Raw genomic sequence first — 26,267 nt, forward strand, 5'->3', positions numbered from 1 at the left:
GGTCGGTGCCGTCGGCCGCCGCCGAGGCGATCACCGCCACCGCCCGCGACCACCGGTTCGACCCGGCGGCGATCGGCGCGGGTGCGACCGGCGCCGGCAACCCGGTGGTGCCGCTGGTCGCCGCGTTGCGCGCCGCCGTCGGGCCGGACAGCGCCCGGTACGTGCACGCCGGGGCCACCAGCCAGGACATCCTGGACACGGCCGCAATGCTGGTGGTCCGCCGGGCGCTGGGTCCGCTGCTGGACGACGTACGGCGGGCCGCCGCGGCCGCCGCCCGACTGGCCGAGACGCACCGGGACACTCTGCTGCCCGCCCGGACCCTGCTGCAGCAGGCGCTGCCGACCACCTTCGGGCTGGTCGCCGCCGGCTGGCTGACCGCGCTGGACACCGCCGCCCGCCGGCTGGGCACCGTCCGGGACGAGGTCCCCGCCGTCCAGCTCGGTGGCGCCGCCGGCACCCTCGCCGCGTTCGGTGCCGACGGCCCGGCCCTGGTCGACCGGCTCGCCACCGAGCTCGACCTGGCCGCCCCGCAGCTGCCCTGGCACACCGACCGGAGCCGGCTGGCCGACCTGGCCGGCGTGCTCGGCGGCACCGCCGGCAGCATCAGCAAGATCGCCCGCGACGTCACGCTGCACGCCCAGACCGAGGTCGCCGAGCTGGCCGAGGAACGCCCCGGCGGTTCGTCGACCCTGCCGCACAAAAGCAACCCGGTCGCCGCCGTCACCGCCGTCGCCTGCGCCGGTCAGGTCCCCGGGCTGGTCGCCACCCTGCTGGCCGCGATGACCCAGGAGCACCAGCGGGCGGCCGGCGGCTGGCACGCCGAGTGGCGGACGCTACGCAGCCTGCTGGAGTCGGTCGGCTCGGCCGCCTACTGGCTGCGAACCTGCCTGGAAGGGCTGCGGGTGGACGCCGTACGGATGCGGGTCAACCTCGACCTGACCGGCGGGGCGCTGCTCGCCGAGCGGGTCAGCGGGGCGCTGGCCGGGCAGCTCGGCCGGCACCGGGCCAACGAGATCGTCAAGGTAGCGGTCACCGGCGGTCCCGCCGCCGGGCTGGCCGAGCGGCTGGCCGCCGACCCACAGGTCAGCGCGGTGCTCACCCGGGCCCAGCTGGACGAGTTGCTCGACCCGGCCGGCTACCTCGGTGCGTACCGCGAACTGATCGACCGGGCGCTGCGCGATCACCACAGCCGACCGACCCAGGAGGACCGCTGATGACCACCGACATTCACCCGGTGGCGGTCGACCACGAGATCGTCGGACCCGACGGTGCGCCGGTGGTGCTGCTGGCCAACTCGCTGGGCAGCACCCGGGCGATGTGGGATCCGCAGGTGCCGGTGCTCACCGGCGCCGGGCTGCGGGTGCTGCGCTACGACACGAGAGGGCACGGCCGCTCCCCGGTACCGCCCGGTCCGTACAGACTGGACGATCTCGGGGCCGACGTGCTCGCCCTGCTCGACCGCCTGGAGCTGGACCGGGTCCACGTGGCCGGGGTGTCCCTCGGCGGGATGACCGGGATGTGGCTGGCCGGACACGCCGCCGCCCGGGTCGACCGGTTGGTGCTCTGCTGCACCTCGGCGCTGCTCGGCCCGGCGCAGGCGTGGGCCGACCGGGCGGCCACGGTGCGGGCCGAGGGCACCGGGGTGGTGGCCGACACGGTGGCGGCCCGCTGGTTCACCCCCGGGTTCGCCGCCCGGCGACCCGACGTTTTCGCCGCCGCCCGCGAGATGATCGCGGCCACCCCGGCCGAGGGGTACGCCGGCTGCTGTGTCGCGATCGGACAGATGGACCTGACCGGGCTGCTGCCGAGGATCACCGCGCCGACCCTGGTGATCGCCGGCGCCGACGACCCGGCCACCCCGCCCTCGCACAGCGAGACGATCGTCGCGGGCATCCCCGACGCCACCCTGCAGATCGTCGCCGACGCCGCGCACCTGGCCAGCGTCGAGCAGGCCGATCAGGTGTCCGAGTTGATCCTGACGCATCTCACCGGACAGGAGGTGACCGGCGATGCCGACCGATCCGCCGGTTGACGCCACGACTCCGTCGCCCGGCCCTCGGGCCGCACCGTCGTCGTCGGATCCGAGGTATGACGCCGGGATGGCGGTACGCCGAGCGGTCCTCGGCGACGCGCACGTGGACCGGGCGGTCGCCAACACGACCGAGTTCACCGCCGACTTTCAGGACTTCATCACCCGGTACGCGTGGGGCAGCGTCTGGACCCGCGACGGGCTGGACCGGCGGACCCGCAGCTGCGTCACGCTCGCCGTACTGACCGCCCTGCACTGCACCGACGAGCTGGCGATGCACGTGCGGGCCGCGCTGCGCAACGGGTTGACCGCGCAGGAAATCAACGAGGTGCTGCTGCACACGGCGGTCTACGCGGGTGTGCCGGCCGCGAACAGCGCGTACGCGGTGGCACAGCGGGTGCTGGCCGAGAGCCCGGGACCGGATGGTCGGATCTCCGACAGCGAAGCAAGATCATCGGCGGATCCGGGCACCGTGGAACCCGGTTAGGGTTCGGCGACCATCACCACAGGAGAGTTATGAGCGAGCACGGGCGGGAAACTCATTTCGTGCAGTCGTTGGAGCGCGGCCTCGCCGTGATCCGCGCATTCGACGCCCAGCATCCTGAGTTGACACTCAGCGAGGTGGCCCGGATCTGCGACCTGACCCGCGCCGCCGCCCGCCGGTTCCTGCTCACCCTGGTCGACCTCGGCTACGTCCGCACCGACGGACGGATGTTCTCGCTCACTCCCCGGGTGCTGGAGCTGGGCTACGCCTACCTGTCCAGCATCTCGCTGCCCGAGGTCGCCGAGCCGCACCTGGAACGGCTGGTCGCCCAGGTGCACGAGTCGTCGTCGGTGTGCGTGCTGGACGGCGACTCCATCGTCTACGTGTCCCGGGTGCCGACCTCGCGGATCATGACAGTGTCGATCAACGTCGGGACCAGGTTCCCGGCGTACGCCACCTCCGTCGGCCGGGTGCTGCTGGCGCACCTGCCCGAGGAAGAGGCGGTCGCCCGGCTGGAGCGCAGCCGGCTGGACCGGCTCACCTCCCGTACCGCCCACACCATGGCGGCATTGCGGGCGGAGCTGGACCGGGTCCGCGCCCAGGGCTACGCCATCGTCGACCAGGAGTTGGAGGAAGGTCTGCGGTCGGTGGCGGCACCGATCCGGGACCGGGCCGGCAAAGTGGTCGCTGCGGTGAACATCTCGGTGCACGCCAGCCGCAACACCGTCGAGTCGATCCGCCGCGAACTGCTGCCGCACCTGCTGGCCACCGCCGCCAAGATCGAGGCCGATCTGCGGATCGCCGCGCCGGGTCGGGCCACCCGGCTGCCCGGCGCCTGACCGCGCCGCACCCGCCGTACCCGCCGAACCGGTGACCGGGCCGGACCGGGGCCGGGGACCCGGTCGAAACGGCCCGTCCGGGACCTTCGGCCCAATGCCGGCGCAGCGCCGGGCGGCCACTGTTGAGGTATGGGCTCAACCACCGGGCTTCCCGAGCCGATCCGGTCCCGCCCGTGGACGGTACGGGTGGCGGCCGGCCTGCTGATCTTCGTCGGCGTCACGGCGGTCGGCGGCGGCGTGGAGATGTGGCTGTACCCGTACGGCAACGAATTCGTGCGTACGGAATGGCTCCGTGACCTGCCGTTGATCGACACCTGGCGGCTACCCGGGCTGGTGCTGGGGGCCGGTCTCGGTCTCGGCGCGCTGGTCAGCGCGTTCGGGCTGCTGCGCAGACCACGGTGGCGCTGGCTCGCCCCGGTGCAACGGGTGACCGGCCGGCACTGGTCGTGGGCCGCCACCGGGGTGTCGGGGATCGCGCTCGGCGGATGGATCCTGCTGGAGGTCGTCCTGCTGCCGCAGCGGTCGATCATCGAGGCGCTCTACGGCATCCTGGCGGCCGGGCTCGTCGGGCTGTGCTCGACCGCGTCGCTGCGGCGCTCGCTGGCGCTGACCCCGGACCGCGACGTCGCGCCCGGTCAGCAGGTAGGGCAGGCCGCGCCGGAGCGTGGACTCCCCGACCGGCGGCGACTGCTCCGCCGGGAGCGGGTTCTCATCGGGCTCGAAACGTTCCTCGCCGTCAGCGCGGTCGGCGGTGCCGTTGGGCTGACCACCGGCGGCATGGACCTCGGGCCCGTCACCGCTGACCTGCCGTTTGCCTCTCCGGTGCTGGCCGGCGCCGCCCTGGCGGCGGTCAACGGGGTCCTGCCCGGCGTCGTGGTGGTCGCCGCGGTCAGCCGGCGGTCGTGGGCACCGCTCGGCCACCTCGTCGTCGGGGCCGCACTGGTCCTGTGGATCGTCGTCCAGGTCGCCGTCATCGGTCCGGTCTCCTGGCTCCAACCCGTCTTCCTCGGGTACGGCCTGGCCGTTGTCGGCCTCGCACTCCGACTGCCGCTGCGCCCAACGGTCGGCGCCGCAGAGACGCCAGCCCGCGTCGTACCCGGGCGGTAGCCTCGCTGCGGTCGCCGACGGCGGGAGCCGGGGGGACCGGAGCCGAGAGGACGGGAGGAGTGCGATGACTCGGGAGGACGTCACAAGCTTCGTCGACCGGGACCTGCGGGGTGCCCGGTTCAACCGGTCGACGCTGGCCGGCGCGGTGATGCGCGGCGTCGACGTGCGCGGGCTGGACATCGACGCGCCGTGGCTTGCCGACGGCGCGCTGCTGGTCAACGGGGTCGACGTCGTGCCGCTCGTCGAGGCCGAACTCAACCGGCGGTTCCCCGGGCGTGAGCTGATGCGGGCCGAGGATCCGGACGGTCTGCGCACGGCGTGGAGGGCACTCGAACTGGCGTGGGCGGCCGCGGTTGACCGTATTCCGTCCTTGCCCGAGGGTGCCGTCGACGTCTCGGTCGACGGTGAGTGGTCCTTCGCGCAGACGCTTCGCCACCTCGTGTTCGCCACCGACGCCTGGCTCGGCAAGGCGATCCTGCGCCTGCCTCAGCCCTTCCACCCGCTCGGCCAGCCCCACGCCGAGTACGAGTTGGACGGCTTCGACATGTCGATCTTCGCGACGGAGAAGCCGGCCCTCACGGTGGTGCTCCAGCTACGTGCCGAGCGGCAGGCCATGGTCCGGGAGTTCCTCACCACCGTCACGGCGGACCTGCTCGCCGAGCCCCGACCGAGCGCGTGGTCACCCGAGCACGACGTGTCCGTCCTGCACTGCCTTCACGTGATCCTCGACGAGGAGTGGTCGCACCTGCGGTACGCGCTGCGTGACCTCGACGTGCAGGGTTGAGGTTGCCGACACGGAGTTGACGACTCGACGTACCGCTCCGCCCTTCCGCCTGCTGTCGCGAAACGGTGGGTACCGGAGTGAACGGCCGTGCCGGGACGACCGCGGTCAAGCCGACCAGTAGGTTGTCCGGGTGGCAGGGCTGAGGACGACGCGGGTGCAGATCTGGACCGACGGCGCGTGCAGCGGCAATCCGGGGCCGGGCGGTTGGGGCGCCCTGCTGCGCTACGGCGAGGCCGAGAAGGAACTGTGCGGCGGTGAGGCCGGCGCGACGACGAACAACCGGATGGAACTCACCGCCCCGATCCGGGCGCTGGCCGCGCTGACCCGGGCGTCCACCGTCGACCTGTACACCGACAGCACGTACGTCCGTAACGGTGTCCTGTCGTGGATGGCGAACTGGAAACGCAACGGCTGGCGTACGAAAGCCGGCGAGCCGGTCAAGAACGAGGATTTGTGGCGGGAGCTCGACGCCGCCGTCGCCCGTCACCACGAGGTCGTCTGGCACTGGGTGAAGGGCCACGCCGGTCACGTGGAGAACGAGCGCGCCGACCGGCTCGCCGCTCGCGGTCAGCGGGAGGCGCTGGAGGCCGCCGGCGTCCCGGTGCCGCCGGTGCCGCAGCCGCGCCGCCGAGCGACACCGCGCCGCAGCTGACCGCCGTGTGTCGGTGGACGGTGGCAGGGTAGGCGTCATGACGATCGAAGTCCGCCCGGCGACGGTGTTCGAGGACGTCGCGACTGTCGTCGGCCCGAAGCGACCGGACGCGAACGTGTGCTGGTGCCTGAGCTACCGCATCGGCTCGAAGGAAAACCTGCTGCTGCGCGGACCGATGCGCGGTGAGCGGGTGCGCGAACTCGTCGGACTCGATCCACCTCCCGGAGTACTCGCCTACGACGGCGACGAGGTCGTCGGCTGGGCGGCGGTGCACCCGCGAGCCGCAACGAGCTTCGCGCGCAACAGGCGGATCCCGCACATCGACGATCTCGATGTGTGGAGCGTGTGGTGCTTCCGGGTTCGGCCGGGCCACCGCAAGCGGGGTGTCGTGCACCACCTGCTCGCCGGTGCCGTCGCCTTCGCCCGCGAGCGCGGCGCGCCAGCGATCGAGGGTTACCCCGTCGACAACAGTGGCGAAAAGGTGGACCTCACGATGGCCTATGTCGGTACCCGCGCGGCCTTCGAGCACGCCGGTTTCGTGAAGGTAGCCGACACCGCCTCGGTACTCGCCGGGTTCGCGCGGGTGCTCATGCGGCTCGATCTGCGGTGACGTCGATCGCCGGCCGGACGGCTCAGGCCGTCAGCGAAGTGTCCGTGCCGGCTCCCGGGAGCCCAGGGTGTGTCCGACGACGTGGCGCCAACCGTGATGGTCGACAAAGACAATCTGTGCCTGCTTCAATCCGCCGACCCACCGCGCGCTCACCGTCCCCATGCGAGGACCCATGGGATGCAGCAGGACGGGAACCCGGGCAGCCCGTGCAGCGTCGAATGCGAGAGGTAGTGCTCGTGTAGTGAGGAGAAGCGTAGTGCCCAGCAAGACTAGAATCTTGGCCTTGGTTGTCGCCGTGGTGCTGGCCGCTACTGGGTGCGCCGTGGGAGACGACGTTGGTGGGGCCAGGCCTGACCAAGCTGCGGAGCAGGTAGAGGATTTGCTGCGCACGAGGTACGCACGATGGTATGCGGGTATCATATTGGATGAGCCCGCCGGGACGATGACCGTCTATCGTAAGCCGGGCAGCGATCTCGACGTGGTGGTCCGGAATCGGTTCGCCAACGTCGACATCCGATTCGCGGACGCCCGGCTCTCGGAGCAGGAGATGCTGGTGTTGACCGAGCAGGTCATGGCCGATGTGGAGTACTGGCGCAGCGAAGGTATCGCTGTTTCTGGCGCGGGTCCGTCGCCCGACGGCTCAGCTGTGCTGGTGATGACGGTGGATGGGGCAGCAGGTGAGGCGGAGAGACTATCTGACCATTATCGGAAGCCAATCGTGGTGGAACGGGGCTCGGCTGAGTTCGCGCCTTTCTCGGTCGGTCCGGACGGAATTCCGTCCGGACCGACCAGTAGCTGAACGATAATGTCAGGGGGTGAGGAAGTTCACACTGAGCCGGGAAAGTTGCTCGTTGATGTCGACGTACCACCACTTCCACGAGCATTGCCGGGAGTTGGGATCGTTGATGTCTCCGCTGGGTACTCCGCTGCAGGGCACAATTTCGTCGCGGTTCGCCGAGCGTAGGCTGATGATGCCGCGGGCCGTGCCGCTGTTGCCGGACTGTACATAGACCGGGCCGGGGGGGGGGGGGGGGGGGGAGAGGGGGGAAGGGGGGGGGGGGCCCACCCCGAACAAAAAAACAAAAACGAGACGAGAACAAGGGGGGGGGGGGGGGGTGGGGGGTTCTGGGTGCGTGTCTGTGGTGGTGGCACGGAACCCACCCCTCCCCCCCCTTCTCCCTTCCCCCCCCCCCCCCGACGCGGTTCGCGCCCTCAGCTCGGACCAAGCCTCGAATCGTGGGTCCGCCGATGGGCGTGAGGGTCTGGTTGAGCGCTTGGACGGTCCAGCCGCAGGCGGAGCCGGAGAAGGATCCACCGGAGCAGACGAGGTTGCCGACGTGGTTGGTGGACGCAGCGCTGATGTTGCGACCCGTGTTGGTGTCGCCGCTGGCGAAGGATGGGCCCTCGTACACGCTGTAGCCAGCGTTGGTGAGGATCAGCATGCCGTCGTACTCGACCGTCGTGTTGGAGAGGGTGTTGCCGATCACGGTGCCGTTGCCCGTTCGCCATTGCCCAGCACCGCAATGCGCCGCAGTGAGCAGGTAGCGGGCTGCGCCGTTGTTGCCCCGTACACCGAAGCCTGAGGTACAGGCACCGCCATTCAGGATGAGCGCGCCACCCCAGTAGGGCTGGGTGTCCGCGAACCGGGTCGTAAATTCGGCGGGCGACTCGAGCGACACGTCCAGTTTCACGCTACCGGTTAGCTCGTCAGACACCTGGCGCAGATCGGTAGATGCGCGCCTGTCGCCGTCGGCCAGTGTGACACCGACTTCAAGGCTGTTGCCGTCCGGGGCCGGGCCGACGAGCACGACGCGGCCAGACGAGAATTGTTGTCCCGCGAGACGGTCAGCCTCCTTTTCGAGGATGTGCAGCGAGTAGGCTGCGGCCCGCACCTCGACGTCAATTCCAGCCCGGCGCACCTTCGCGATAACGATCTCGACCGCCGTTGTCAGCTCACCGTGCCAGTAAACAGTCAGGGTGTTGGCGGCGGGATCAACTCGGTCACCAGCGAAACCCGACAGAGCCAGGTCGCCGGCTGCCACCCGGATGGCGTCAGCCGCATCGTTGAGTTTCTCCTGGCGAGCGAAGAGCTGGGCGTACTTGTGCGCTTCGTCTGTGGCCGGTTCTATCGCCGGCGCGATGTCAGACACCTCCGACTTCCCAGGCTCTGCCGAGGCTGGCGCAGGCACGGCTGCGACCAACGCGACGATGATGCCCCCTACCAAGATGCTTCTGATCTTGCTCACAGATGCTCCCATCTCGGTAACGACATGCAAGCACGACCTTACCGGCAGTTATCGATACATTCAAACCTCTCAACTGATCTACTGATCGAGGCTGGTCGGGCTGCAGACAGACCTCGTGCGGCCCTGCCGGCCGGGTCATCTGGCGCCTGCTTCGCGGGTCCTACCCGGCCGCGCGACTTCTCGCAGCCGATCAGGATCATGCTCCTCGTCTTCGTCAACGCGATGACCCGGCTGGGTGTCGACTACGTCAACATCTACCGGCCGGCACGACTGGACCCAGAGGTGCCGATCGAGGACACGGTGGGCGCGGTCAAGGACATGATCGAAGCCGGGTACGTGCGGCATGTGGGACTGTCCGAGGTGGGTGCCGAGACGGTCCGCCGGGCGCACGCCGTGCACCCGGTCGCCGGCCTGCAGATCGAGTACTCGCTGATCTCGCGCGGGGTGGAGGCCGACGTGCTGCCGACACTGCGGGAACTGGGCGTCGGGATGACCTCGTACGGCGTCCTGAGCCGAGGCCTCATCTCGGGCCACTGGCAGAACACCGAAGCGCGACCGGGTGACCACCGCAGCCGGATGCCACGGTTCTCGGGTGACAACGTCGAACACAACCTGGCCCTGGTGGAGGCGCTGCGGCGGGTGGCCGAGGCGAAGGGCTGCACCGTGGCTCAGCTGGCGATCGCGTGGGTGGCGGCTCAGGGCGGCGACATCGTCCCGCTCGTCGGCGCCCGTACCCGCAATCGATTGACCGAGGCCCTGCCCGCCGCCCACCTGGTGCTTTCCGCGGACGACCTGGCCGAGATCGAGAAGGCCGTGCCGGCCGGCTCGGCACGGGGCGACCGCTACCCGGCCGCGATGATGGCCAACCTCGGCACCGGCAACTGACCCTCGACGACGCGAGCACGTCGCCCGGTTGGCTAACCGTCACGCTGCGCTATCGCCGGGTTTGGTGCCTGAAGCGCCGCCTCGTACGCATCCTCGACGCCAGCCCGGCATCCGCCGCGCGCTTCGCCATTCAGCGACCAAAGTCGTACAGGTTTTAGGTACGACAATGGTACGGTATTCCTGTACTGGCTGGAAGGAGCGCAACCATGTCCATCAGCGCAAGCGAAGCACGGCAGCGCCTGTTCCCCCTCATCGCGCAGGTCAACGACGACCACGACCCGGTACGCATCAGCTCGCGCAGCGGGGACGTGGTGCTCATGTCGGCGGAGGACTACGACGCCTGGCAAGAAACCGTGTACCTGCTTCGGTCTCCCGCGAACGCGAGGCGGCTCATGGAAGCCGTCGCCCGGGACCGAGCGGGCGGCTCCTCGATCGCCAAGACCATGGATGAGCTACGGGAGATGGCCGGGGGCGAGGAGTGAGGGAGGTCAACTTCGATCCCGACGCATGGGAAGACCTGCTCTTCCGGCTCGCCTCGGATCGGAAGAAGGCGCGCCGGATCACCCGCCTGATCGGCGAGATCCAGCGTGACCCGTTCACCGGTGTCGGCAAGCCGGAACCCCTGAAAGGCGACCTGTCCGGCTACTGGTCGCGGCGGATCGATGACGAACACCGCCTGGTGTACCGGGCCGACGAGAAGGAAGTGAAGATCATTAAGGCCCGGTACCACTACAGCGACTGACCGGTCTCGCCCCAGCCGGGGTGCGGCTCAGCGCTTGACGGTGGCGACGAAGGCGGACCAGGCGGGCGGGTCGAAGGCCAGGGTGCCGCCGGTGCGGTCCTTGGAGTCGCGGACCAGCACCCGGCCGGGCAGGTTGTCGGCGACCTCGACACAGTCACCGCCGGAGGCGTTCGAGCGGCGGGACGTGCGCCACATCGGCTCGGTGGTCATAGCTCCCTCACCATCTGCCGGATCAGATCCCGGGACTGGGCCGCGTTCAGGGCGAGCGCGTTGACAGTGTGCCACGCCCGATCGAGCCCGGTCACCCGCGCCGGCTCCGTGACAAGCCGGCCCTCGAAAATATCCTCCATGTATCCAGCGAGTGCGCCGTTGTCGAGCGAGGCGAGCACGAACGACACCGACCGGCCGATGTGCATGCCGACCCCGTCCGGCACCACGTGCACGAAGGTCCGGTGGCGCTCCGACTCGGCCAGCAGCCGCTCCAGCTGCGCCTTGGCCATCGCCGGGTGCGCCGAGCGCAGCGCCGCCATGTCCATCATGAACACGCAGATCGCCGGATCCTCGCGGCCCAGCACGACGGACTGGCGCTCCATCCGGACGGCGAGCAGCTCGTCGACCTCGCGCTGACTGCGCAGGCCGCTGTCCAGCACCGACCGGGCGTACTCCTCGGTCTGCAGCAGGCCGGGGATGAGTGACGCCTGGTAGTACCGCAGGGTGGTGGCGGACTCCTCCAGCTGGACCCACGGGCGGAACCAGACCGCCTGGGCCATCCGACGCCGCTCCCGCTCCAGCTCACGGGCCTCGGCCGCCTCGGCCGCCGACTTGCGGACCCGGTCACCCGAGCCGAAGAACTCGTCCAGTCGCGCGGCGGTGTCCGGTTGCGGGACCAGCCGGCCCTGCTCGAAGGCGGCGATCAACGAACCGGAGACCAGGATCGCCTCACCGACCTGATCCTGGGTGACGGAGCGCTCGCTTCGCAGCTGACGGAGGATTTCCGGAAGTGTATTCACGGTGCACACCTTTCGGATACAGGTGATTGTCCGGTAGATGGGTGCGGATTGCCGCTGACCTATCTTCCGCTGACTGGGTTGAGAAGTCCAGGGTGGAGTGGAGGAAGATTCGACTCGACACTCCACCCGGGAGGTGAACGATGCCGAGAAACGACGGGATCGGCGGACTACCGCGACAACTACGCCGGCTGCCCACCAACGCGGGCCCGCAGCACACCACCGCACACGACGACGTGATCACCCACGCCCGACGGCTGGTCACCCGGCACATGCCCCGCCGCAACGACGGCTGCCTGCCGTGCGGGCAGGTGTACTGCCGGCCGTTCCGCAAGGCGCTGGCCTACCTCGACCGGCACCGGGATCCGGCGGCCAGAAGAGTCCGCGCGGTACTGCAACTACACGGCCTGCAGCCACCGGAAATGGTGCCGGAAAGGATGGACGACAATGAGCAACAGTGATCTTCCGGTCGAGGTCGGCGACGTGATCAAGATGTCGGAAACCGATTACCGGTACGGCATCGGCGCGCTCCGACTGCGGGTGCAGCACGTGGGCGACGTTTCGATCGAAGACGGGATCCGATGGGTGCAACTGATCGGCGCACAGATCAACTTCGACGGCCGGGACGGCGTCACCCGACACGTCCAGGCCCGGCTGGTGGCGCTGCTGCGGCCGGGGGCGGTGATCCGACCGGTCCGGCACCACCGGCCGGCACCACCGACACATCCGGCGGGCAGCCACGCCGATCCGGACCGGCCGGCCTGACACCGCAACCACGTGAGCCGGGACCGCGTGACACCGTAGGCGGGTGAGGCGTACCAGGTGGTGGGCGGTCGGGGCGGCGGTCGGCGCGGTCGGCGGGGCGGTGACCGTGACGGTCGCGGTGGTCGCCGGTCCCGGTCCGGGACTGCGCGGGTACGTCAGCGAGTCCGGGGTCGGCGACGGCGGCTCCGTGGTGGCGTACCAGTCGGGGCTGCTCGCCCTGGCGGTGAGCCTGCTGCTGCTCGCCGGGGCGCTGCGCCCGGTCCGCGCCGCCGCCTGGCTGCTGGTCGCGGCGGCCGGCGCGACGACGGTCTCAGCGACCGTCTCCTGCCGGGACGGCTGCCCGTTGCCGCCACACGACCCGGTCACCGCCACCGACCTGGTGCACGGCGGGGCCAGCATCGTCGCCGTCGCCTGCTGCGTCTTCGCGATGATCGCCGTGTTCTGGTCGCCGGTGTCGACCTGTCCGCTGCGCCGGCTGGCGCTGCTCGGGGCCGCCGCCGCGCTGCCGCTGTCCGCCGCAGTCGGGCTGGGCATGCTGCTGGTCGGCGGCGGGCTGCTGGTCGGCACGTTGGAGCGGCTGCTGTTGCTGCTGATCGTGGTGTGGTGCGTGGCGACGGCGGGGCAGGTGGCCCGCGACCCGACCCACTCCGATTGCAGAAATTACGTAACTACGTAATAATGGGGTGATGACTGAGCCGGAGTTGACCGAGCGGGTCACCGCCCTGGAACGGACCGTGCAGGACCTCGTCGCGCGTCTCGACGCCGACCGAGCCGTTGACGCCGACCGAGCCGTCGGCGACGCGTCGACCGGACCGAACGCCGTCGGACCGGACACCGGCAACCCGTTCTGGGCGCTCGACGGACTCAAGGACCAGGTCGGCGGCACCTCCGGCGCGGTGCTCTACACCGGCACGGTCACCCTGCCGACCGGCGAACACTACGACTGGCAGTACGGGCACACCGTCGACGACCTGCTCGACGCCGACTGGACCGGGTACGCCGACACCCTCACCGCGCTCGCCCACCCGGTGCGGCTGCTGCTGGTCCGGCAGATCCTGGCCGGCACCCGGACCGTCGCCGCCCTGGCCGAGGTCGACGGGCTCGGCACCACCGGTCAGCTCTACCACCACCTGCGGCAACTGGTCAGCGCCGGCTGGCTGCGCACGTCGACCCGGGGGCAGTACGCCGTACCGCCGGAACGGGTCGTCCCCCTGCTGATCGTCCTGTCCGGAGCACACCGATGACCCCGACGCGTACCCGCGCTCTGATCGTCGCGGCGGCTGTCGCCGTCGTCGGCGGGCTGCTCGCCGCGCTGATCGCGCCCTGGCCGGCCCGCCTCGGCGACGCCGCCACCGGTGACCTCGCGCTCGCCGACGAGGTCCGCGCGGTGATCGACGACCCCGGTGGCTACCGGGGTCTGGCGGTGGCGCGGATCGCCGACGGGCAGGTACGGGTCGCCGGACTCGGTGACCGCGCTCCGGGCACCGTCGGCCGCGCCAGCGAGCCGGTACGGCCGGACACCCCGTTTGAGATCGGCTCGATCGGCAAGACGCTGACCGGGATGCTGCTGGCCGACCAGATCGCCGCCGGGCAGGTCGACGGCGACACGACGCTCGCCGAGGCGCTGCCCGGTCAGGAGTTCGCCGACCCGACGGTCGGTGAAATCACCCTGGCTGAGCTGGCCAGCCACCGGTCCGGGCTGCCCCGGCTGCCGACGGTCGGCGCAACCGCGACGCTCACCATGACGCTGGGGGCGCTGCGCGGCACCGACCCGTACGCCGGTCTGGACGTCGACCGGATCCGCGCAGCGCTGACCCGCGCCCGGGTCGGTGACGGTCGGGGCGAGGTGCACTACTCCAACTTCGGCGCGGCGCTGCTCGGCATCGCGCTGGCCGAGCAGACTGACCAGGCTGAGCAGACCGGGAGTGTTGGAGAGGCCGACGCCGGCTCCTACCCAGCGCTGGTCGAGCGACGGCTGATCGGCCCGCTCGGCATGAGCGACACCGGCTACTCCCTCGACGGGGCCGACCTGCCGGCCGGTGCGACGACCGGATCCACCGCCGGTGGGCGCGCCGCCGATCCGTGGCAAGGCTCCGGGCTGGCCGGCGCCGGCATCGGCCTGTGGTCCACCGCCCCGGACCTGGCCCGGCTGGTCACCGCGCTGCTCGACGGCTCCGCGCCCGGCGCGGACGCCACCCAGCCCCGGTTCACCGCCGACGACGACACCCGCCGGATCGGCTACGGCTGGTTCACCACCACGTACGACGGTCGGGCGATCACCTGGCACAACGGCGGGACCGGCGGTTTCCGGTCGTACGTCGGCTTCGACCCGGCCACCGGCGACGGCGTCGTGGTGCTCGGCAACACCGACAAGGGTGTCGAGCCGATCGGGCTGGCGCTGCTCGGGGTGGCCGGTGACAGCGACGCCGCCGGGGCCGGGCCGCTGCTGATCGGCGTCACCGTGGTGTTGCTGCTGGCCGCCGCGGCCACCCCGGCGGCGACCGCGTTCGGCGGCCGGCGGCGCTGGCTGCCGGTGACCGACCGGCTCAACGTTATCGGCTCGGCGTCGAGCGCGCTGCTCTACCTGCTGATCGGGCACCTCGCCGGTGCCTGGCACGACGTGTGGGCCGGCTGGTGGGCGGTGGCCGCCGGACTCGCCGCCGGTGGGGTGGCGGCCGGCGTGCTGCGCTGGCGACGGCTGCCGGTGACCGGGTCCGGCCGGCCGTGGCTGCGCTGGACCGGGCTGGTGGCCACCGTCACCGTCACCGCCGTCGCGCTCACCCTGACCCTGCTGCTGGGCTGAGCTCCGCCGGGCGATCCGCCGCTGGGTTGGTCAGGTGCCGGGTCGTAGCGGCCGGTCAGGGTGCCGGGTCGTAGCGGCCGGTGGCGGCGCGGGCGGCGACGCCCAGCAGGTCCAGGTTCCCGGACAGGCCTTTGATCTTGGTCGGCACCGCTCCCGCCGGGTAGGCGCGGGTCACCGGCACCTCGCAGACCCGCAGCCCCAGCCGGGCCGCCCGCACCGGCAGGTACGCCAGCAGTTCGTGCGCGTCGAACACGTCCCGGAACACGTTGACCCGGGGGTCGGCGAGCAGCCGGGCCGAGTGGCCCCGGAAACCGTTGGTGGTGTCGGTGTACCAGGTCCGCGCCCCGGCCGACAGCAACGGTGCGTGCAGCAGCCGGATGCCGAGGTACCGGGACCAGGGCGTGTTGACCGCCACGCCGCCCGGGACGAAGCGGGAGCCCTGCACGTAGTCGTACCCGTCGTCCAGCCTGTCCCGGAACCGGCCGATCGCCTTGACGCCGTCCTGGCCGTTGCCGTCCACGGTGACCACCCCGTGGTAGCCGTCGTCCAGGGCTGCGGCGAAGGCCATCCGCAGTTGCGCGCTGAGCCGGCCCGGACCGCGTTTGACCAGCACCGACCGTACGCCGTGGCCGGCCAGGAAGTCGTCGGCGACGGAGCCGTCCGTGCTGCCCCGTCGGCGATCAGCACGTCAAGGCCGTGACCGTGGTCGTGCATCCGGCTCAGCTGCGCCCGCAGCAGGTCACCCTCGTTGATCACCGGAACCACTACCGCGTACCGGCTGCGCCGGGGTGCGAAGTCGCGTCGGTCGTAACGCGGTACCCGCCGGTCGCTCCGGGAGGGCGCTGGTACCTGGTCGCCTGGTACCTGGTCGCCTGGGGGGTCGAGTTGTCGGGTGCCGGTCAAGGCCGCTCACGGCACAGTGCCACGGCGTACCGGGCGGCGCGATCGACGGCGGCGACTGGATCGCCGTCCGTCGGGCGCATCTCGACACTCAGGTACCGGTCGTACCCGACGGCCCGCAGCGCGGCGACGAAGTCGGCGTGGGCGCGGTCCGGGGTGCCGACCGCCGCCAGGTCGGGCTCGCTGAGATGGGCGTGGCGCAGCAGCGGAGCGAAGCGGTCGGCGCTGGCCGCCGCGTCGTCACCGGCCAGCGCCATGCAGGCGGTGTCCAGGTGCAGCCGCAGCCCCGGCGAGTCGACGGCGGCCACCAGCCGCGCCGCCTCCTCCGCCCGGACCAGGTAGTCGGCGCCGGGTGTTCTACCGCCTGGTCAACCGGTACAGCGACCTCGACACCCCGCTGCGTACCGAGCGTCTGAGACTGACCTCCCGGCGCACGCTGGCCCCGATGCTCGCCATGCGGAAAAGGGTCCGCTACCGCAAGGCCCTGTACGCGATCCTCGGGCACCGGCACGAGCACCTGCGGTACATCCGGACCACGGTGGACACCGCCGCGCGCCGGCGGCTGGACCGGGAGACGTCGAGCCTGGCCTTCGACATCCTGCTGTCGTTCTCCGACTTCGGGCCACGGGTGGCACACCGACTGTCCCTGACGTTCGGCGCCCTTTCGCTCGCCGGCATCGCGTACGCGGTCGCGGTGTTCCTCGTCAAGTCCGACCCCATCGAAGGGTGGACCACCCTGGCGATCCTGGTGTCCGGCGGATTCACCGGCCTGTTCCTGATCCTCGGGGTGCTCGGCGAGTACCTGGCGGATCCTGGTCGAGGTACGGGCCCGGCCGATGTACGCGGTCCGCGACGTGGTGGTCTGCCAGCCGGCCGAGGCACCAGGGCGTACCGCCGGACCACCAGGGCCATACCTGCACGATCAGGTGACCGGCGCACCGGACGACCGCCCGGGCCGCATCGGCCCGTCCGGCCACATCGGACGACTTTGCGGCGACGATCGGGGCGGGGGCGTGAGCAGGCTCACCCGGCTCACCGGGCGACCGACCGAGGACTCGACCAGCGACCCGGTCGACGCCCGGCGGACCCTGTCGGTGCCCGGCTGGCTGCCCGCCGCCGGCTGGGCGACGCTCGTCGGCGTACTGGCCGTCCTGCTGCTCTACTACTGGGACGGCCCGCCGTAGAACCCGGACTCGTGGCGCTACTACGAGCTGTCCCAGACCCTCGGCGGCGACTTCTTCCGGATCGCCTCCCGGCACAGCTACCAGTCGCCCGAGCCGTACTCGATGGGCTGTGGTCCGCTCTGGCCGATTCTGGTCGGGGTCACCGGCGGCGGCCTGGTGCTCCCCCGACCGGACACCCTGCCGGCTGTGCTGCTCCTGGCGGTGCTGCTGGTCGTGATCCGCCGCCGGGACTGGCGCTGGCTGCTGCCAGCCGGCCTGGTCTTCACCCTCGTGATGTCGCCGTGGGCGGTCTACGGGCTGGTTCACTTCGGTACGCCGTTCCCGGCGGACAACCGCATCATCGCGCTGGCCGTGCCGCAGCTGTACGTCACCGACGTGATCGACGTCGACCAGCTTCCGACCGCCGCCGACGACCCGATCGGCTGGCTGGCCCGGCTCGTCGGCAACGCGCCGGCGGCTGTCCTGCAGGCGGCCAAGGCCGCGGTCTGGGCACCCACCGTCGTGGCCACCACTGTCGCCGCCGGCCTGCTGCTCCGCCGCGGCCGCAGACTGCAGCTTCGCCGCGGCCGCAGACCGCTGCGCCATGGGCCGCGATGGCTGCTGGTCGGCCTGGCCGCGCTGGCCGCATTCACCGCACAGGTCGCCTTTTCAGAGCTCAGCACCGGCTACCTGAGCCGACGCTATCTCAGCCTGGCCGTGCTGCTGACGCTGCTGACCGCAGTCGTGCTGATCCTGCGGGCCCCGGTCCCGGCCCGGCTGACCGGGCGGCGGACCGGGCATGCCGTCGGCGTGCTGCTGCTGACGCTGCCGGCAGGCTGGGCGCTCGGACACCAGCTAACCACCGTGCCGCCGGACCCGGACAGCCTCACCGGTGGCGTGGTGGAGCAGGAGCTGCGGCGCTGCCGCAGCGACGGGACGCTGACCATCGTCACCAGCACGGAAGTCGGCCGGCACAGCACCCTGACCGGCCGGCGGACGACGTTCTTCCCGGATAACTTCGCCGACATCCCGGTCGCGCAACGGCGCGACCGGATCGCCACCTGGGGAGTCGACCAGCTCCACCTGCTGCCGCTGCCGGCGGACGCCGATCCGCGGACCGTCCGGCGACACGACGAGCCACGCTCGTTGCTCTCCACCGCCGCCCGGGTGACCCCGGATCCGTGTGTCACGACGGGCCGGCTCTACCGGGTGTCACTCGGCTAGGAACGTGGACCTGGCTTGTCGTGTGGTCGCGCCGGCGCGCCACCGAGCATCGTGACGCAGCACATCGAGCAGCAGAACCGTCCAGGTTAGGGCACTGCTCGGGCCCTGGCGGCCCTCCCAGCGCGGGCCTTCACCCCCGGCCTGAAGGCCGGAGCACTGGCCCGCATTCCGGTAGCCGCCACCGCCGCCCGCGAAGAGCAGCACCGCCCGGCCAGCGGGTGGGCCGACCTCCCCGTACTCCACGAGACCGGCCCGGGTCGTGACCAGTGTGCTGCCGGCGTGCAGCTCGGCCCGTTGGCGACGGACGAATTCCCGGTAACCGTGTGCCACGATCGGGTTGCCTTCACTGATGGACCTGCCTGGCGGGTTGGCTGGCCGGCACCAGCCGGTACGCGCGTGCGCTGCGCCGCCAAGACCGGACACCCCGGCCCACTCAGCCTCCCCAACGTGGGTGGTTGGTCGCCCGGGAAAAACGCCCAACAAAGTACCACCGCTGTCGGACGCGGTTCCGTGGCCGCTGGACGAGTAGGAGTGGCTGGACCGTGCCGACGCCGCGGACGGCAGGGCTCAGAAGAGCACGGTGGCGAAGGAGCCGACCCGGCGGAAACCGCACCGGTCGTAGACCCGACGGGCCGCGGTGTTGTGATCGTTGACGTACAGACTGACGGTCGGCGCGACCCGGCGCAGCGCGTCGCGGACCACCGCCGCCATCGCCGGGGTGGCCAGCCCACGGCCGCGCCATATCGGATCGACCCAGACCCCTTGGACCTGCGCGGTGTGCCGGGTGACGACGGCCAGTTCGGCCTTGAAGACCACCGTGCCGTCGACGATCCGGGCGTACGTGCGACGGGCCCGGACCAGCTCGCCGACCCGCCGCCGGTAGCCGCGCCCGGCGTCCTCGGCGACCGGGGAGACGCCGACCTCCTCGGTGTACATGGCCACCGCCGCCGGGAAGAGCAGGTCGATCTCGTCGGGCCGGACCAGGCGTACCCCCGGGTCAGCCGGCACCGCCGGCGGCCGGTCGGCGATCAGCAGCGGCTGGTCGGCACGGATCTCCCGGGCCGGCCCCCACTGCCCGCCGATCCGCTCCCACAGCCCGAGTACGGCGTCGGCCCGACCGACGATCGACGAGCAGACCCGTTCCTCGATGGCGAGCCGGTCGGCAAACGCCGCGACCGCAGCCGGCGAAGCGTGCACCGGGGTCAAATGCCCGCCGAGCCAGCACAGCGACTCAAGTTGGCGGCGCGGCCCGTAGCCGAAGACCCGCCCGTCCGAGCGCCACCAGGCCAGTCCGCGCGCGGCTATCCGCTCCGCGACCTGCGGCGCGGCATAGGGGTCGAGGTCGAGGATCCGCTCCACCGCCCCACGCTCGGTCTCCCCGAGCTGCCGCACCGGCACCGTCAGCACAGTTACCAGCCTGCCAGATCCGATGCCGCCCGGCAGACCCGATCCGGGCACCAGGGGTCAGGCGCTGCCCCGCACCACCAGTTCGGTCGGCAGGATCACTGCGGCGTGTGAGTCGCCGGCCAGGTGGCCGAGCAGCAACCGGACCAGGTTAGAGCACTGCTCGGGCCCTGGCGGCCCTCCCAGCGCGGGCCTTCACCCCCGGCCTGAAGGCCGGAGCACTGGCCCGCATTCCGGTAGCCGCTGAGCCCGGACAGCGCCGCCGAGACCGCCGCGCCGACCCCGGCGTACCGCGCGGTGTTGGCCACCCAGCGCCAGAACTGCCCACCCCGGTACGCCGACAGCTCAGCGATGTTGACGAACATCCCGGACCGCAACCTGCCCGATCGATGGGCTTCATCGGCTGTTCGATGGCTGAGAACATCGCCCAGGGCTACGTCGCGATCGGCGGCCAACGCATGTGGGGGCCCTACGGCACCGGCGGAGCGGTCGTCCAGTCCTGGACCAACACCAACTCCAGCTCGTGGCAGGCCTTCGACCGGCAAGCCGCCCAGTACGGCCGGCCGACCGCCGTATGGGTGCAGATCTGCATCTTCACCCAGAATGGAGCGACCTACAACGAGGTCCGGCAGCTCATCGCCAACGCCGGCAGCACGCCGCACCGGGCGCGACCATCGACATCTCCGGCCAGCCGCTCTACGACCCCGGCCAGGCGAGATAGCCACTGATCCGGCGAAGCTGTCGGCCGAGTACTTCACCGTCCCCGGTGGGCTGGCCCGCGCCTAATACCCACAACCCGTACGCCAGCGCGGCGGCCGCCCTGGCCGAGGCGACCCGGACCGCCCCACCGGTCACTGACTGATCCGTCGAGACCGCCCGAAACGCTCGCCGTGGGGCCCGCCCTCCGCTGGACGACAGGACGCGGCAGGGCAGGCCGACGGCAGGTGGTCAGTCGCCGATCACCAGATCCGTACCTCGTACACCCGGACCCGGGCACCCGCGAAATCGGTACCCCACCACTTCTCCAGAGTCGTGCTGTAATAGCGGCCATCCCGCTCGTAGTTGACGGTCGCTTTGTTGTTGCCGCTGTCGAACCGGTAGACGCCGCTGATGTTCGTCCCGGTCGCTCCTGCGTTCGCGAAGCATCGGACCAATCGGTAGCCACCACCGAGATCGATGTGCAGCTTCAGGAAGTCGTTACGGTCGGCACAGGAAACCTGGTTGATGGCGAACGCTGGGCTCGCCGGCAGGCCCAACGTCAGGGCGGCGACCGCCGTCAGCCCGACGGCGACCTTCTTGAAGCGCGTCATCATCCGACTTGTCCTTTCTATCCGCACCGTGGCGATCGCGCAGGCGGCACCTGCCGTCCGATATACCGGTGTCCAGGTGTCGACGGCACCGGCCCTGGCGTTGGTTCGCCGGCAAGTGTCGAATCTAGGGAAATTCTCCGAAACGCTTGCCAACGACCCGACCGGCACGACAGGGCCGGCACGACGGAGCCGGCCGAGAGCCACCAAGCCGCGGCGCGCGCACCGGAAACGTTGATTTGTCCAACTGTCGTCCCTCTGTCGAGGGATCATTACCGCGACGAGGCACCTGGGAGCCGGCGTCCACCGGCGATCACTCAGCTGCCTCGGACGGAGTGTCGGCCTGCCACAATTCGGAGAGAACGGGATCAGCAGTGCATGTCCGCGGGACAGGTCCACGACGCTACGTGGCACAGATTCTGGTGATCGCGCTCGGCCTCACCTCCGCCGGCCTGGCAGTCCAGGGTGCCGTCGATGCCGGGACCACCGGCTTCAGTTATGCCAGGGCGCCGCAGCACCTGGCGTCGCAGCGTCGCCTGCACCGCGACTTCGAAGCCGCCCGCGCCACGTTCGTAGCGACTGTCCCACCCGGCAGTCGGGTGGTCATCGATCCACCGCTGCGACACCTGTGGCACCAACGACTCGCCGAGTTCACCGCGTTGACCGGCGGCACCCTGGTCGTCGATCACCAGCAGGCCGACTACCAGGTGCGCCTGATCGAGCGCCGTACGTCCACCGGCACGCGTTACCACGTCGAGTTCAACGAGATCAACCGATGATCGACACCTGTCTCCTCACGACGGCACTCGTCGTGGCCGGCAGCCTGCCGCTGTCGTACGCGATCGTCCGTACCCCGCTCGTGGCATTGCTGCTGGCACCGTTGGTCACCGCGCTCATCAGCACGGCGGCTGTCGTCCTCATGGTGACGATCGGCCTGCCGTTCAGATTCTGGCTGGCATCGACATACCTCGTCAGCTGGGCTGCTGCCGGTTGGTGGCTGACGCGACCACGGATCGCCACCATGTCGATGTCGTGGCGGGCCGCGGTCGCCACCATCGCCGTGCTGGCAGCACCCTTCCTACCGATTCTCCACCCACCGACCGCATGGGACGCGCACTCGATCTGGTGGTTGCATGCGGGCTATTTCCTGTTCGACGGGCAGGTCGCCCGGACCGCGATGGCAGACCCCGGGTTCGCGTTCTCCCACACGGACTACCCGCCACTCGCTTCCGCCCCGGTCGCCGCGGTCTGGAGTCTCCTCGGCCAGGGTTACCGCACCGCTCAGCTTGTGTCGGCGCTGACGACGTTCTCGGCGATTGCGATGGCGGTCGTCGCCGTCCGCACCGCATTCGCCCGCACCCGGCCGGTACTCGCCTGGTCGGCGGGGCTGGCAGTGGGACTCTCCACGTGGGCGACCGGCGGTGAGTACGTCGCCGCCGGCTACGCCGACGCGTTGTGGTCCGTCAGCCTGCTCGGCGCCGCAGCCCTGCTCCTGCTCTCACCCGACCCGCTGCGGCAGCCCGCCCTGGCCCTGATCCTGCTCGCCGCCGCGATCCTCACCAAGAACGAGGGTCTGGTAGGCGGGGGCATCCTGGCTGTCCTGGTGACGCTGCGGGAAAGGCACCGCATCAGCAGGGTGTGGATGGTGTGGGTCCCCGTCGCAGCCGGAGGCGCCTGGGTGGTGCTGTCACGGCTGGTGGGTTCGACGTCGGACATCCAGGAGTCTGGGCCCCTCGGCAACCTGTCCCGGGGCGGCGCGCACCTCAACGCCCGGCTGCAGCCGACCCTCGACGCGTTCTGGGGAAACGTCGGTCCGCTGGCGGCCGCCGCAGTCATCTGTTCCGTCGCCGGCACCCTTCTCCTACGGCATCGACGCACGGAACTCGGCGTCGGTTCAGACTGTTGGCTCTGGCTGCTCAACTTCGGCTACACGGCCACCTTGGTCCTCATTTACGTCACCGGCAGATCGGACATCACCTGGTGGCTGGGCGCGTCAGCGGACCGGGTCACGCTGCCGACCGCGATGCTGGCCTGCCTCAGCGCGGTGGGATGGCTCCTGGTCGCCACGAGCGGTCCCAGCGGAGCAGATGGCACACGGCCACCAGCGGTCGAACCGGCGAGCCCAGCGGCCGACGGCGGCAGTGGGTCGGCCGTCACCGGTCGCACCGCACCGGTCGCACCGGTCTCGTACCGCGCCCAGCAGCCGCGGAAGGATCACGTTGCCCCGACCTACCAGGCGGCCGGTGCGTAGTCCTTCAGGAAGCAGCCGAACAGGTCCTCGCCCTGCTCACCACGGACGATCGGGTCGTACACCCGGGCCGCGCCGTCGACCAGGTCCAGCGGTGCGTGGAAGCCCTCGTCGGCCAGCCGCATCTTCGTCGGGTGCGGCCGTTCGTCGGTGATCCAGCCGGTGTCGACGGCGGTCATCAGGATTCCATCGGTCAGCATCTCCCGCGCGCTGGTGCGGGTCAGCATGTTCAGCGCGGCCTTGGCCATGTTGGTGTGCGGGTGACCGGGCCCCTTGTAGCCGCGGCTGAACACTCCCTCCATCGCCGACACGTTCACCACGTACTTGCGCCGGGCAGCCGCAGCGGCCATCGCCGGTCGCAGCCGGCTGATCAGGATGAACGGGGCGACGGAGTTGCACAGCTGCACCTCCAGCAGCTCCACCGCGTCGACCTCGTGCACCCGCTGCACCCAGCTGTTCACCGGGTCGAGGTCCGGCACCAGCCCACCGGCGTCGATCGCGGTGGCCAGGGCGATCCGGTCCGGGGTGGCCGAGCCACTGGTCAACGCCAACGCAGTGAGCGCCTGGGGGGTGATCGCCGACGGCTGCGACGGTCCGGCGATCGCCGTCGCGGCGGCGCCCCGGCCACCGACCGAGGCGAAGCTGACGATCTCCGGCAGCGGCCCGTCGGGCAGCGGCGCCGACTCCGCGGCGACCAGCTGGGCGTACGCGCCGGAGCTGCGCCGGACGGTCTGCGCCGCGTTGTTGATCAGGATGTCCAGCGGACCCTGCGCGGCCACCGAATCGGCGACCGCGATCACCTGGGCCGGGTCGCGCAGGTCGACGCCGACGATCCGCAGCCGGTGCAGCCACTGGTCGCTGTCGTCCATGGCGGCGAACCGGCGGGCGGCGTCCTGCGGGAACCGGGTGGTGATCGTGGTGTGCGCGCCGTCGCGCAGCAGCCGCAGCGCGATGTACATGCCGATCTTGGCCCGGCCGCCGGTGAGCAGCGCCCGGCGGCCGGTCAGGTCGGTACGGGCGTCACGGCGCTCGTGGTTGAGCTTGGCGCACGGCGGGCAGAGCTGGTGGTAGAACGCGTCCACCTCCCGGTAGCGCTCCTTGCAGATGTAGCAGGCGCGGGGCTGGCGCAGGATGCCGGCGGTGGCGCCGGCGGTCGACGACACCAGCGGGATGCCTTTGGTCTCGTCGTCGATGCGCCCGGGTGCCCCGGTGGCGGTCGCGGCGGTGACGGCCCGGTCGGCGGAGAGGACGGCGTCGCGTCGCTCGGCCCGCCGCTGGCGCTTCACCGACTTGTACAGCTTCGCGGTGGCCCGCTGCACCCGTACCACGTCCGGATGGTCGGACGGCAGCGCCGACAGCGCCTCGATGACGTCGAGGCAGACCGCCAGCTGCGCCGGGTCGACCCCGGCCTGGGCCGACTCATCAAGCGGCCGTACGTCGTCCACCGTCATTCCCGTACCCGTCTCGTCCCTGGAGCGTCGCAGATGCGACCTGAAACTCTACGCACCCAGCCAGGTTGGTCGCGAGAGCGCTGCACCGGGGAACAGCGGCGTTGCGCACATCGAGGAACCTCTGTCGTCGGCGAACCGGCCGATTGACGACACTGCGTGACCCAGCTCACGCAAGATGGAGAACCATCGTGGGAGCGCGGATCGTCTTGCCTGTTGTGAGACGGAGCTTGGACGCACTCGACGAGGGTGAGCTGCTGCGCCGCATCGCCCGGGGCGATCGGCGGGCCTTCGACGAGCTGTACCGCCGGACGTCGCCCTGGTTGACCGCGCGGCTACGCCGCAGGTGCGCCGACGACGACATGGTCGCCGAGGTGCTGCAGGACACCTACCTGGCGGTATGGCGCTCGGCCGGCAGCCAGGCTCAGGACGCGGCGAAGGGCAGCGCGGTCGGCTGGCTGTGGACCATCGCCGCCCGCCGGCTGGTCGACGCGTTCCGCGCCCGCGCCCGCCGGGAACGGGTCCCGGCGGTGCAGACCGCCGCCACCGTCGCCCCGGCCGCCGAGGACGAGGCGCTGGCCGGCCGGATGAACGCCGACCTGGAACAGGCGCTACTGGCCCTGCCGGCCAACCTGCGGCAGGTACTGCGCGCCATGGTGCTCGACGGTCTGACCACCCGGGAGACATCGGTCCTGCTCGGCATGCCGGAAGGAACCGTGAAGACCTACGCGCGGCGGGCCCGGCTCGCGCTACGGGAGGCATTGTCTTGACCACCCATCCCACCCCCACCCTCATCTCCCGCTACGCGTCCGGTGACCCCCGGGTCGACGACGCGACCGTCTGGGCGGTCGAAGCCCACCTGGAGTCCTGCGCACCCTGCCGGGCGCAGCTTTCCGACGCCGTCGGCCCAGCCGACCGGCAACTGCTCGACCGGGTGGCGGTCGGCGTCGTGGCCGGGATCGAGGCCGGCCCGGCACCGGTACGTCGGCGCCGGTTGCGGCGTTCCGGGTTCGCCGCGCGGATCCTCCCCTCGCTGGCCACCGCCGGCGCGTTGATGCTGATCGCGGTTCTGTTCGAGACGACCTTTGCCAGCCTGCCCTCGCTGGTGCTGCTGGTCGCTCCAGTGGCTCCCCTGCTGCCGGTGGCCGCTGCGTGGAGCCGCCGTACCGACCCTGCCTGGGAGCTGATGGCGACGATGCCCCGGACCGGGTTGCCGTTGCTGCTGCGCCGCACCCTCGCGGTGTTGACCGTGGTCGTGCCGGTGCTCGCGGCGGCCGGCTGGTCGACCGGGCAGTCCCCCGCGCTGTGGCTGCTGCCCGGTCTGGCCTTCACCACCGGCGCGCTGGCACTGGGCGGGCTGGTCGGAGTGGACCGAGCCGCGCTCGGTCTGACGGTCCTCTGGTCGGTCGGGGTGATCCTGCCCAGTCTGGTCGGCCGGCAACTGCCGGTCATCCTGGAGTCCGACAGCTGGCCCGGCTGGGCACTGGCCACCGTGGCGTTGGTGGCCGTGACGGCCGTACGGGCGGGCGACCACAACCGGCTACGCCTCGACCGGATCTCGTCCGACCGGTCCTGACTCCACCCACCGACCGGGCCGTACGCACGTACGGCCGATCGATT

34 protein-coding genes are annotated in these 26,267 nt (G+C 71.1%); 24 read left to right on the forward strand and 10 right to left on the reverse strand.

The annotated features are described in order from the left end of the window. The 9 genes from ACXAHD_RS17230 to ACXAHD_RS17270 form a co-directional block, all read left to right on the forward strand. On the forward strand, nt 1-1,214 hold a 1,214-nt coding region (locus tag ACXAHD_RS17230), incomplete at its 5' end, for a lyase family protein (RefSeq protein ID WP_475051673.1). After that, the gene (pcaD, locus tag ACXAHD_RS17235; protein ID WP_281553948.1) at nt 1,214-2,032 is read left to right on the forward strand and encodes a 3-oxoadipate enol-lactonase; all 819 of its coding nucleotides are present in this window, start codon (nt 1,214-1,216) and stop codon (nt 2,030-2,032) included. The genes ACXAHD_RS17230 and pcaD, both read left to right, overlap by 1 nt. Further along, nucleotides 2,010-2,516 carry a 4-carboxymuconolactone decarboxylase gene (pcaC, locus tag ACXAHD_RS17240; protein WP_281553947.1) on the forward strand — a complete coding sequence of 169 codons (507 nt, stop codon included), beginning with the start codon at nt 2,010-2,012 and terminating at the stop codon, nt 2,514-2,516. Before pcaD ends, pcaC begins: the two co-directional genes overlap by 23 nt. Nucleotides 2,517-2,545: 29 nt before the next feature. Then, nucleotides 2,546-3,352, forward strand: coding sequence for an IclR family transcriptional regulator domain-containing protein (locus ACXAHD_RS17245; RefSeq protein ID WP_281553946.1), 807 nt, complete (start codon nt 2,546-2,548; stop codon nt 3,350-3,352). A gap of 129 nt (nt 3,353-3,481) precedes the next feature. Beyond that, on the forward strand, nt 3,482-4,459 hold the full coding sequence (locus tag ACXAHD_RS17250) for a hypothetical protein (RefSeq protein WP_281553945.1): 978 nt from the start codon (nt 3,482-3,484) through the stop codon (nt 4,457-4,459). A gap of 64 nt (nt 4,460-4,523) precedes the next feature. Beyond that, nucleotides 4,524-5,243: a DinB family protein gene (locus ACXAHD_RS17255; protein WP_281553944.1), complete on the forward strand. Its 720-nt coding sequence runs from the start codon at nt 4,524-4,526 to the stop codon at nt 5,241-5,243. Between the two features lie 154 nt (nt 5,244-5,397). Next, a complete protein-coding gene (rnhA, locus tag ACXAHD_RS17260) occupies nt 5,398-5,895 on the forward strand; it encodes a ribonuclease HI (protein ID WP_281553943.1) in 498 nt (165 codons plus the stop codon). 7 nt (nt 5,896-5,902) lie between these two features. Next, a complete protein-coding gene (locus ACXAHD_RS17265) occupies nt 5,903-6,505 on the forward strand; it encodes a GNAT family N-acetyltransferase (RefSeq protein WP_281553942.1) in 603 nt (200 codons plus the stop codon). A 442-nt stretch (nt 6,506-6,947) separates the two neighbouring features. Further along, the gene (locus tag ACXAHD_RS17270) at nt 6,948-7,304 is read left to right on the forward strand and encodes a hypothetical protein (protein ID WP_281553941.1); all 357 of its coding nucleotides are present in this window, start codon (nt 6,948-6,950) and stop codon (nt 7,302-7,304) included. A 9-nt stretch (nt 7,305-7,313) separates the two neighbouring features. Here ACXAHD_RS17270 and ACXAHD_RS17275 read toward each other — a convergent pair whose 3' ends face one another. Continuing rightward, the gene (locus tag ACXAHD_RS17275) at nt 7,314-7,580 is read right to left on the reverse strand and encodes a hypothetical protein (protein WP_475051681.1); all 267 of its coding nucleotides are present in this window, start codon (nt 7,578-7,580) and stop codon (nt 7,314-7,316) included. Between the two features lie 1,369 nt (nt 7,581-8,949). Here ACXAHD_RS17275 and ACXAHD_RS17280 point away from each other — a divergent pair. From ACXAHD_RS17280 to ACXAHD_RS17290, 3 genes are all read left to right on the forward strand, one after another. After that, entirely contained in the window at nt 8,950-9,636 is a 687-nt protein-coding gene (locus tag ACXAHD_RS17280) for an aldo/keto reductase (RefSeq protein WP_281553938.1), read from the forward strand. 206 nt (nt 9,637-9,842) lie between these two features. Beyond that, complete coding sequence (locus ACXAHD_RS17285; protein WP_281553937.1) at nt 9,843-10,118, forward strand: type II toxin-antitoxin system Phd/YefM family antitoxin; 276 nt, start codon at nt 9,843-9,845, stop codon at nt 10,116-10,118. Beyond that, nucleotides 10,115-10,378 carry a Txe/YoeB family addiction module toxin gene (locus tag ACXAHD_RS17290; RefSeq protein ID WP_281553936.1) on the forward strand — a complete coding sequence of 88 codons (264 nt, stop codon included), beginning with the start codon at nt 10,115-10,117 and terminating at the stop codon, nt 10,376-10,378. The genes ACXAHD_RS17285 and ACXAHD_RS17290 overlap by 4 nt, the downstream gene beginning before the upstream one ends. A gap of 27 nt (nt 10,379-10,405) precedes the next feature. Here ACXAHD_RS17290 and ACXAHD_RS17295 read toward each other — a convergent pair whose 3' ends face one another. Next, nucleotides 10,406-10,588 carry a DUF397 domain-containing protein gene (locus tag ACXAHD_RS17295; RefSeq protein ID WP_281553935.1) on the reverse strand — a complete coding sequence of 61 codons (183 nt, stop codon included), beginning with the start codon at nt 10,586-10,588 and terminating at the stop codon, nt 10,406-10,408. Continuing rightward, nucleotides 10,585-11,388, reverse strand: coding sequence for a Scr1 family TA system antitoxin-like transcriptional regulator (locus ACXAHD_RS17300; protein ID WP_281553934.1), 804 nt, complete (start codon nt 11,386-11,388; stop codon nt 10,585-10,587). Before ACXAHD_RS17300 ends, ACXAHD_RS17295 begins: the two co-directional genes overlap by 4 nt. 140 nt (nt 11,389-11,528) lie before the next feature. Between ACXAHD_RS17300 and ACXAHD_RS17305 the strand changes: the two genes are divergently transcribed. The 5 genes from ACXAHD_RS17305 to ACXAHD_RS17325 are packed head-to-tail and all read left to right on the forward strand — an operon-like array spanning nt 11,529 to nt 14,953. Then, a complete protein-coding gene (locus ACXAHD_RS17305) occupies nt 11,529-11,846 on the forward strand; it encodes a hypothetical protein (RefSeq protein ID WP_281553933.1) in 318 nt (105 codons plus the stop codon). Beyond that, nucleotides 11,833-12,150, forward strand: coding sequence for a hypothetical protein (locus ACXAHD_RS17310; RefSeq protein ID WP_281553932.1), 318 nt, complete (start codon nt 11,833-11,835; stop codon nt 12,148-12,150). Before ACXAHD_RS17305 ends, ACXAHD_RS17310 begins: the two co-directional genes overlap by 14 nt. 43 nt (nt 12,151-12,193) lie before the next feature. After that, nucleotides 12,194-12,826, forward strand: coding sequence for a DUF998 domain-containing protein (locus tag ACXAHD_RS17315; protein WP_281553931.1), 633 nt, complete (start codon nt 12,194-12,196; stop codon nt 12,824-12,826). 10 nt (nt 12,827-12,836) lie between these two features. Continuing rightward, nucleotides 12,837-13,394 carry an ArsR/SmtB family transcription factor gene (locus ACXAHD_RS17320; protein WP_475051685.1) on the forward strand — a complete coding sequence of 186 codons (558 nt, stop codon included), beginning with the start codon at nt 12,837-12,839 and terminating at the stop codon, nt 13,392-13,394. After that, complete coding sequence (locus ACXAHD_RS17325; RefSeq protein ID WP_281553929.1) at nt 13,391-14,953, forward strand: serine hydrolase domain-containing protein; 1,563 nt, start codon at nt 13,391-13,393, stop codon at nt 14,951-14,953. The genes ACXAHD_RS17320 and ACXAHD_RS17325 overlap by 4 nt, the downstream gene beginning before the upstream one ends. A 55-nt stretch (nt 14,954-15,008) precedes the next feature. Here ACXAHD_RS17325 and ACXAHD_RS17330 read toward each other — a convergent pair whose 3' ends face one another. Both ACXAHD_RS17330 and ACXAHD_RS17335 read right to left on the reverse strand, forming a co-directional pair. After that, a complete protein-coding gene (locus ACXAHD_RS17330) occupies nt 15,009-15,566 on the reverse strand; it encodes a glycosyltransferase family protein (protein WP_289212478.1) in 558 nt (185 codons plus the stop codon). Nucleotides 15,567-15,852: 286 nt separating this feature from the next. Then, entirely contained in the window at nt 15,853-16,191 is a 339-nt protein-coding gene (locus ACXAHD_RS17335; RefSeq protein ID WP_289213549.1) for a TIM barrel protein, read from the reverse strand. A gap of 675 nt (nt 16,192-16,866) precedes the next feature. On the opposite strand from ACXAHD_RS17335, the gene ACXAHD_RS17340 reads away from it, so the two are divergent. Beyond that, nucleotides 16,867-17,037, forward strand: a complete 171-nt coding sequence (locus tag ACXAHD_RS17340; protein WP_281553927.1) for a hypothetical protein — start codon at nt 16,867-16,869, stop codon at nt 17,035-17,037. Nucleotides 17,038-17,139: 102 nt separating this feature from the next. Further along, the gene (locus tag ACXAHD_RS17345; RefSeq protein WP_281553926.1) at nt 17,140-18,240 is read left to right on the forward strand and encodes a hypothetical protein; all 1,101 of its coding nucleotides are present in this window, start codon (nt 17,140-17,142) and stop codon (nt 18,238-18,240) included. On the opposite strand, the gene ACXAHD_RS17350 is transcribed toward ACXAHD_RS17345, so the two are convergent. From ACXAHD_RS17350 to ACXAHD_RS17360, 3 genes are all read right to left on the reverse strand, one after another. Beyond that, nucleotides 18,229-18,570 carry a hypothetical protein gene (locus tag ACXAHD_RS17350; RefSeq protein WP_281553925.1) on the reverse strand — a complete coding sequence of 114 codons (342 nt, stop codon included), beginning with the start codon at nt 18,568-18,570 and terminating at the stop codon, nt 18,229-18,231. The two genes, ACXAHD_RS17345 and ACXAHD_RS17350, sit on opposite strands and share 12 nt — an antisense overlap. Nucleotides 18,571-18,807: 237 nt before the next feature. Further along, the gene (locus ACXAHD_RS17355) at nt 18,808-19,647 is read right to left on the reverse strand and encodes a GNAT family N-acetyltransferase (protein ID WP_289212475.1); all 840 of its coding nucleotides are present in this window, start codon (nt 19,645-19,647) and stop codon (nt 18,808-18,810) included. Nucleotides 19,648-19,742: 95 nt separating this feature from the next. After that, a complete protein-coding gene (locus tag ACXAHD_RS17360) occupies nt 19,743-20,009 on the reverse strand; it encodes a hypothetical protein (protein ID WP_281553923.1) in 267 nt (88 codons plus the stop codon). Between the two features lie 45 nt (nt 20,010-20,054). On the opposite strand from ACXAHD_RS17360, the gene ACXAHD_RS17365 reads away from it, so the two are divergent. After that, nucleotides 20,055-20,372 carry a hypothetical protein gene (locus ACXAHD_RS17365; RefSeq protein ID WP_289212474.1) on the forward strand — a complete coding sequence of 106 codons (318 nt, stop codon included), beginning with the start codon at nt 20,055-20,057 and terminating at the stop codon, nt 20,370-20,372. A gap of 231 nt (nt 20,373-20,603) precedes the next feature. Here ACXAHD_RS17365 and ACXAHD_RS17370 read toward each other — a convergent pair whose 3' ends face one another. Then, a complete protein-coding gene (locus ACXAHD_RS17370; RefSeq protein WP_281553921.1) occupies nt 20,604-20,957 on the reverse strand; it encodes a beta/gamma crystallin domain-containing protein in 354 nt (117 codons plus the stop codon). A 401-nt stretch (nt 20,958-21,358) separates the two neighbouring features. On the opposite strand from ACXAHD_RS17370, the gene ACXAHD_RS17375 reads away from it, so the two are divergent. Next, nucleotides 21,359-21,730: a hypothetical protein gene (locus ACXAHD_RS17375; RefSeq protein WP_281553920.1), complete on the forward strand. Its 372-nt coding sequence runs from the start codon at nt 21,359-21,361 to the stop codon at nt 21,728-21,730. Further along, on the forward strand, nt 21,727-23,202 hold the full coding sequence (locus ACXAHD_RS17380) for a hypothetical protein (RefSeq protein ID WP_281553919.1): 1,476 nt from the start codon (nt 21,727-21,729) through the stop codon (nt 23,200-23,202). Before ACXAHD_RS17375 ends, ACXAHD_RS17380 begins: the two co-directional genes overlap by 4 nt. Here ACXAHD_RS17380 and ACXAHD_RS17385 read toward each other — a convergent pair. Beyond that, entirely contained in the window at nt 23,181-24,650 is a 1,470-nt protein-coding gene (locus ACXAHD_RS17385; protein ID WP_281553918.1) for an SDR family NAD(P)-dependent oxidoreductase, read from the reverse strand. The two genes, ACXAHD_RS17380 and ACXAHD_RS17385, sit on opposite strands and share 22 nt — an antisense overlap. A 215-nt stretch (nt 24,651-24,865) precedes the next feature. On the opposite strand from ACXAHD_RS17385, the gene ACXAHD_RS17390 reads away from it, so the two are divergent. Both ACXAHD_RS17390 and ACXAHD_RS17395 read left to right on the forward strand, forming a co-directional pair. Beyond that, entirely contained in the window at nt 24,866-25,417 is a 552-nt protein-coding gene (locus ACXAHD_RS17390; RefSeq protein WP_281567396.1) for an RNA polymerase sigma factor, read from the forward strand. Continuing rightward, complete coding sequence (locus ACXAHD_RS17395) at nt 25,414-26,223, forward strand: zf-HC2 domain-containing protein (RefSeq protein ID WP_281553916.1); 810 nt, start codon at nt 25,414-25,416, stop codon at nt 26,221-26,223. The genes ACXAHD_RS17390 and ACXAHD_RS17395 overlap by 4 nt, the downstream gene beginning before the upstream one ends. The last annotated feature ends 44 nt before the right edge of the window (nt 26,224-26,267 follow it).

The sequence above is a fragment of the Micromonospora sp. ABR4_055 genome (genome assembly GCF_056160425.1).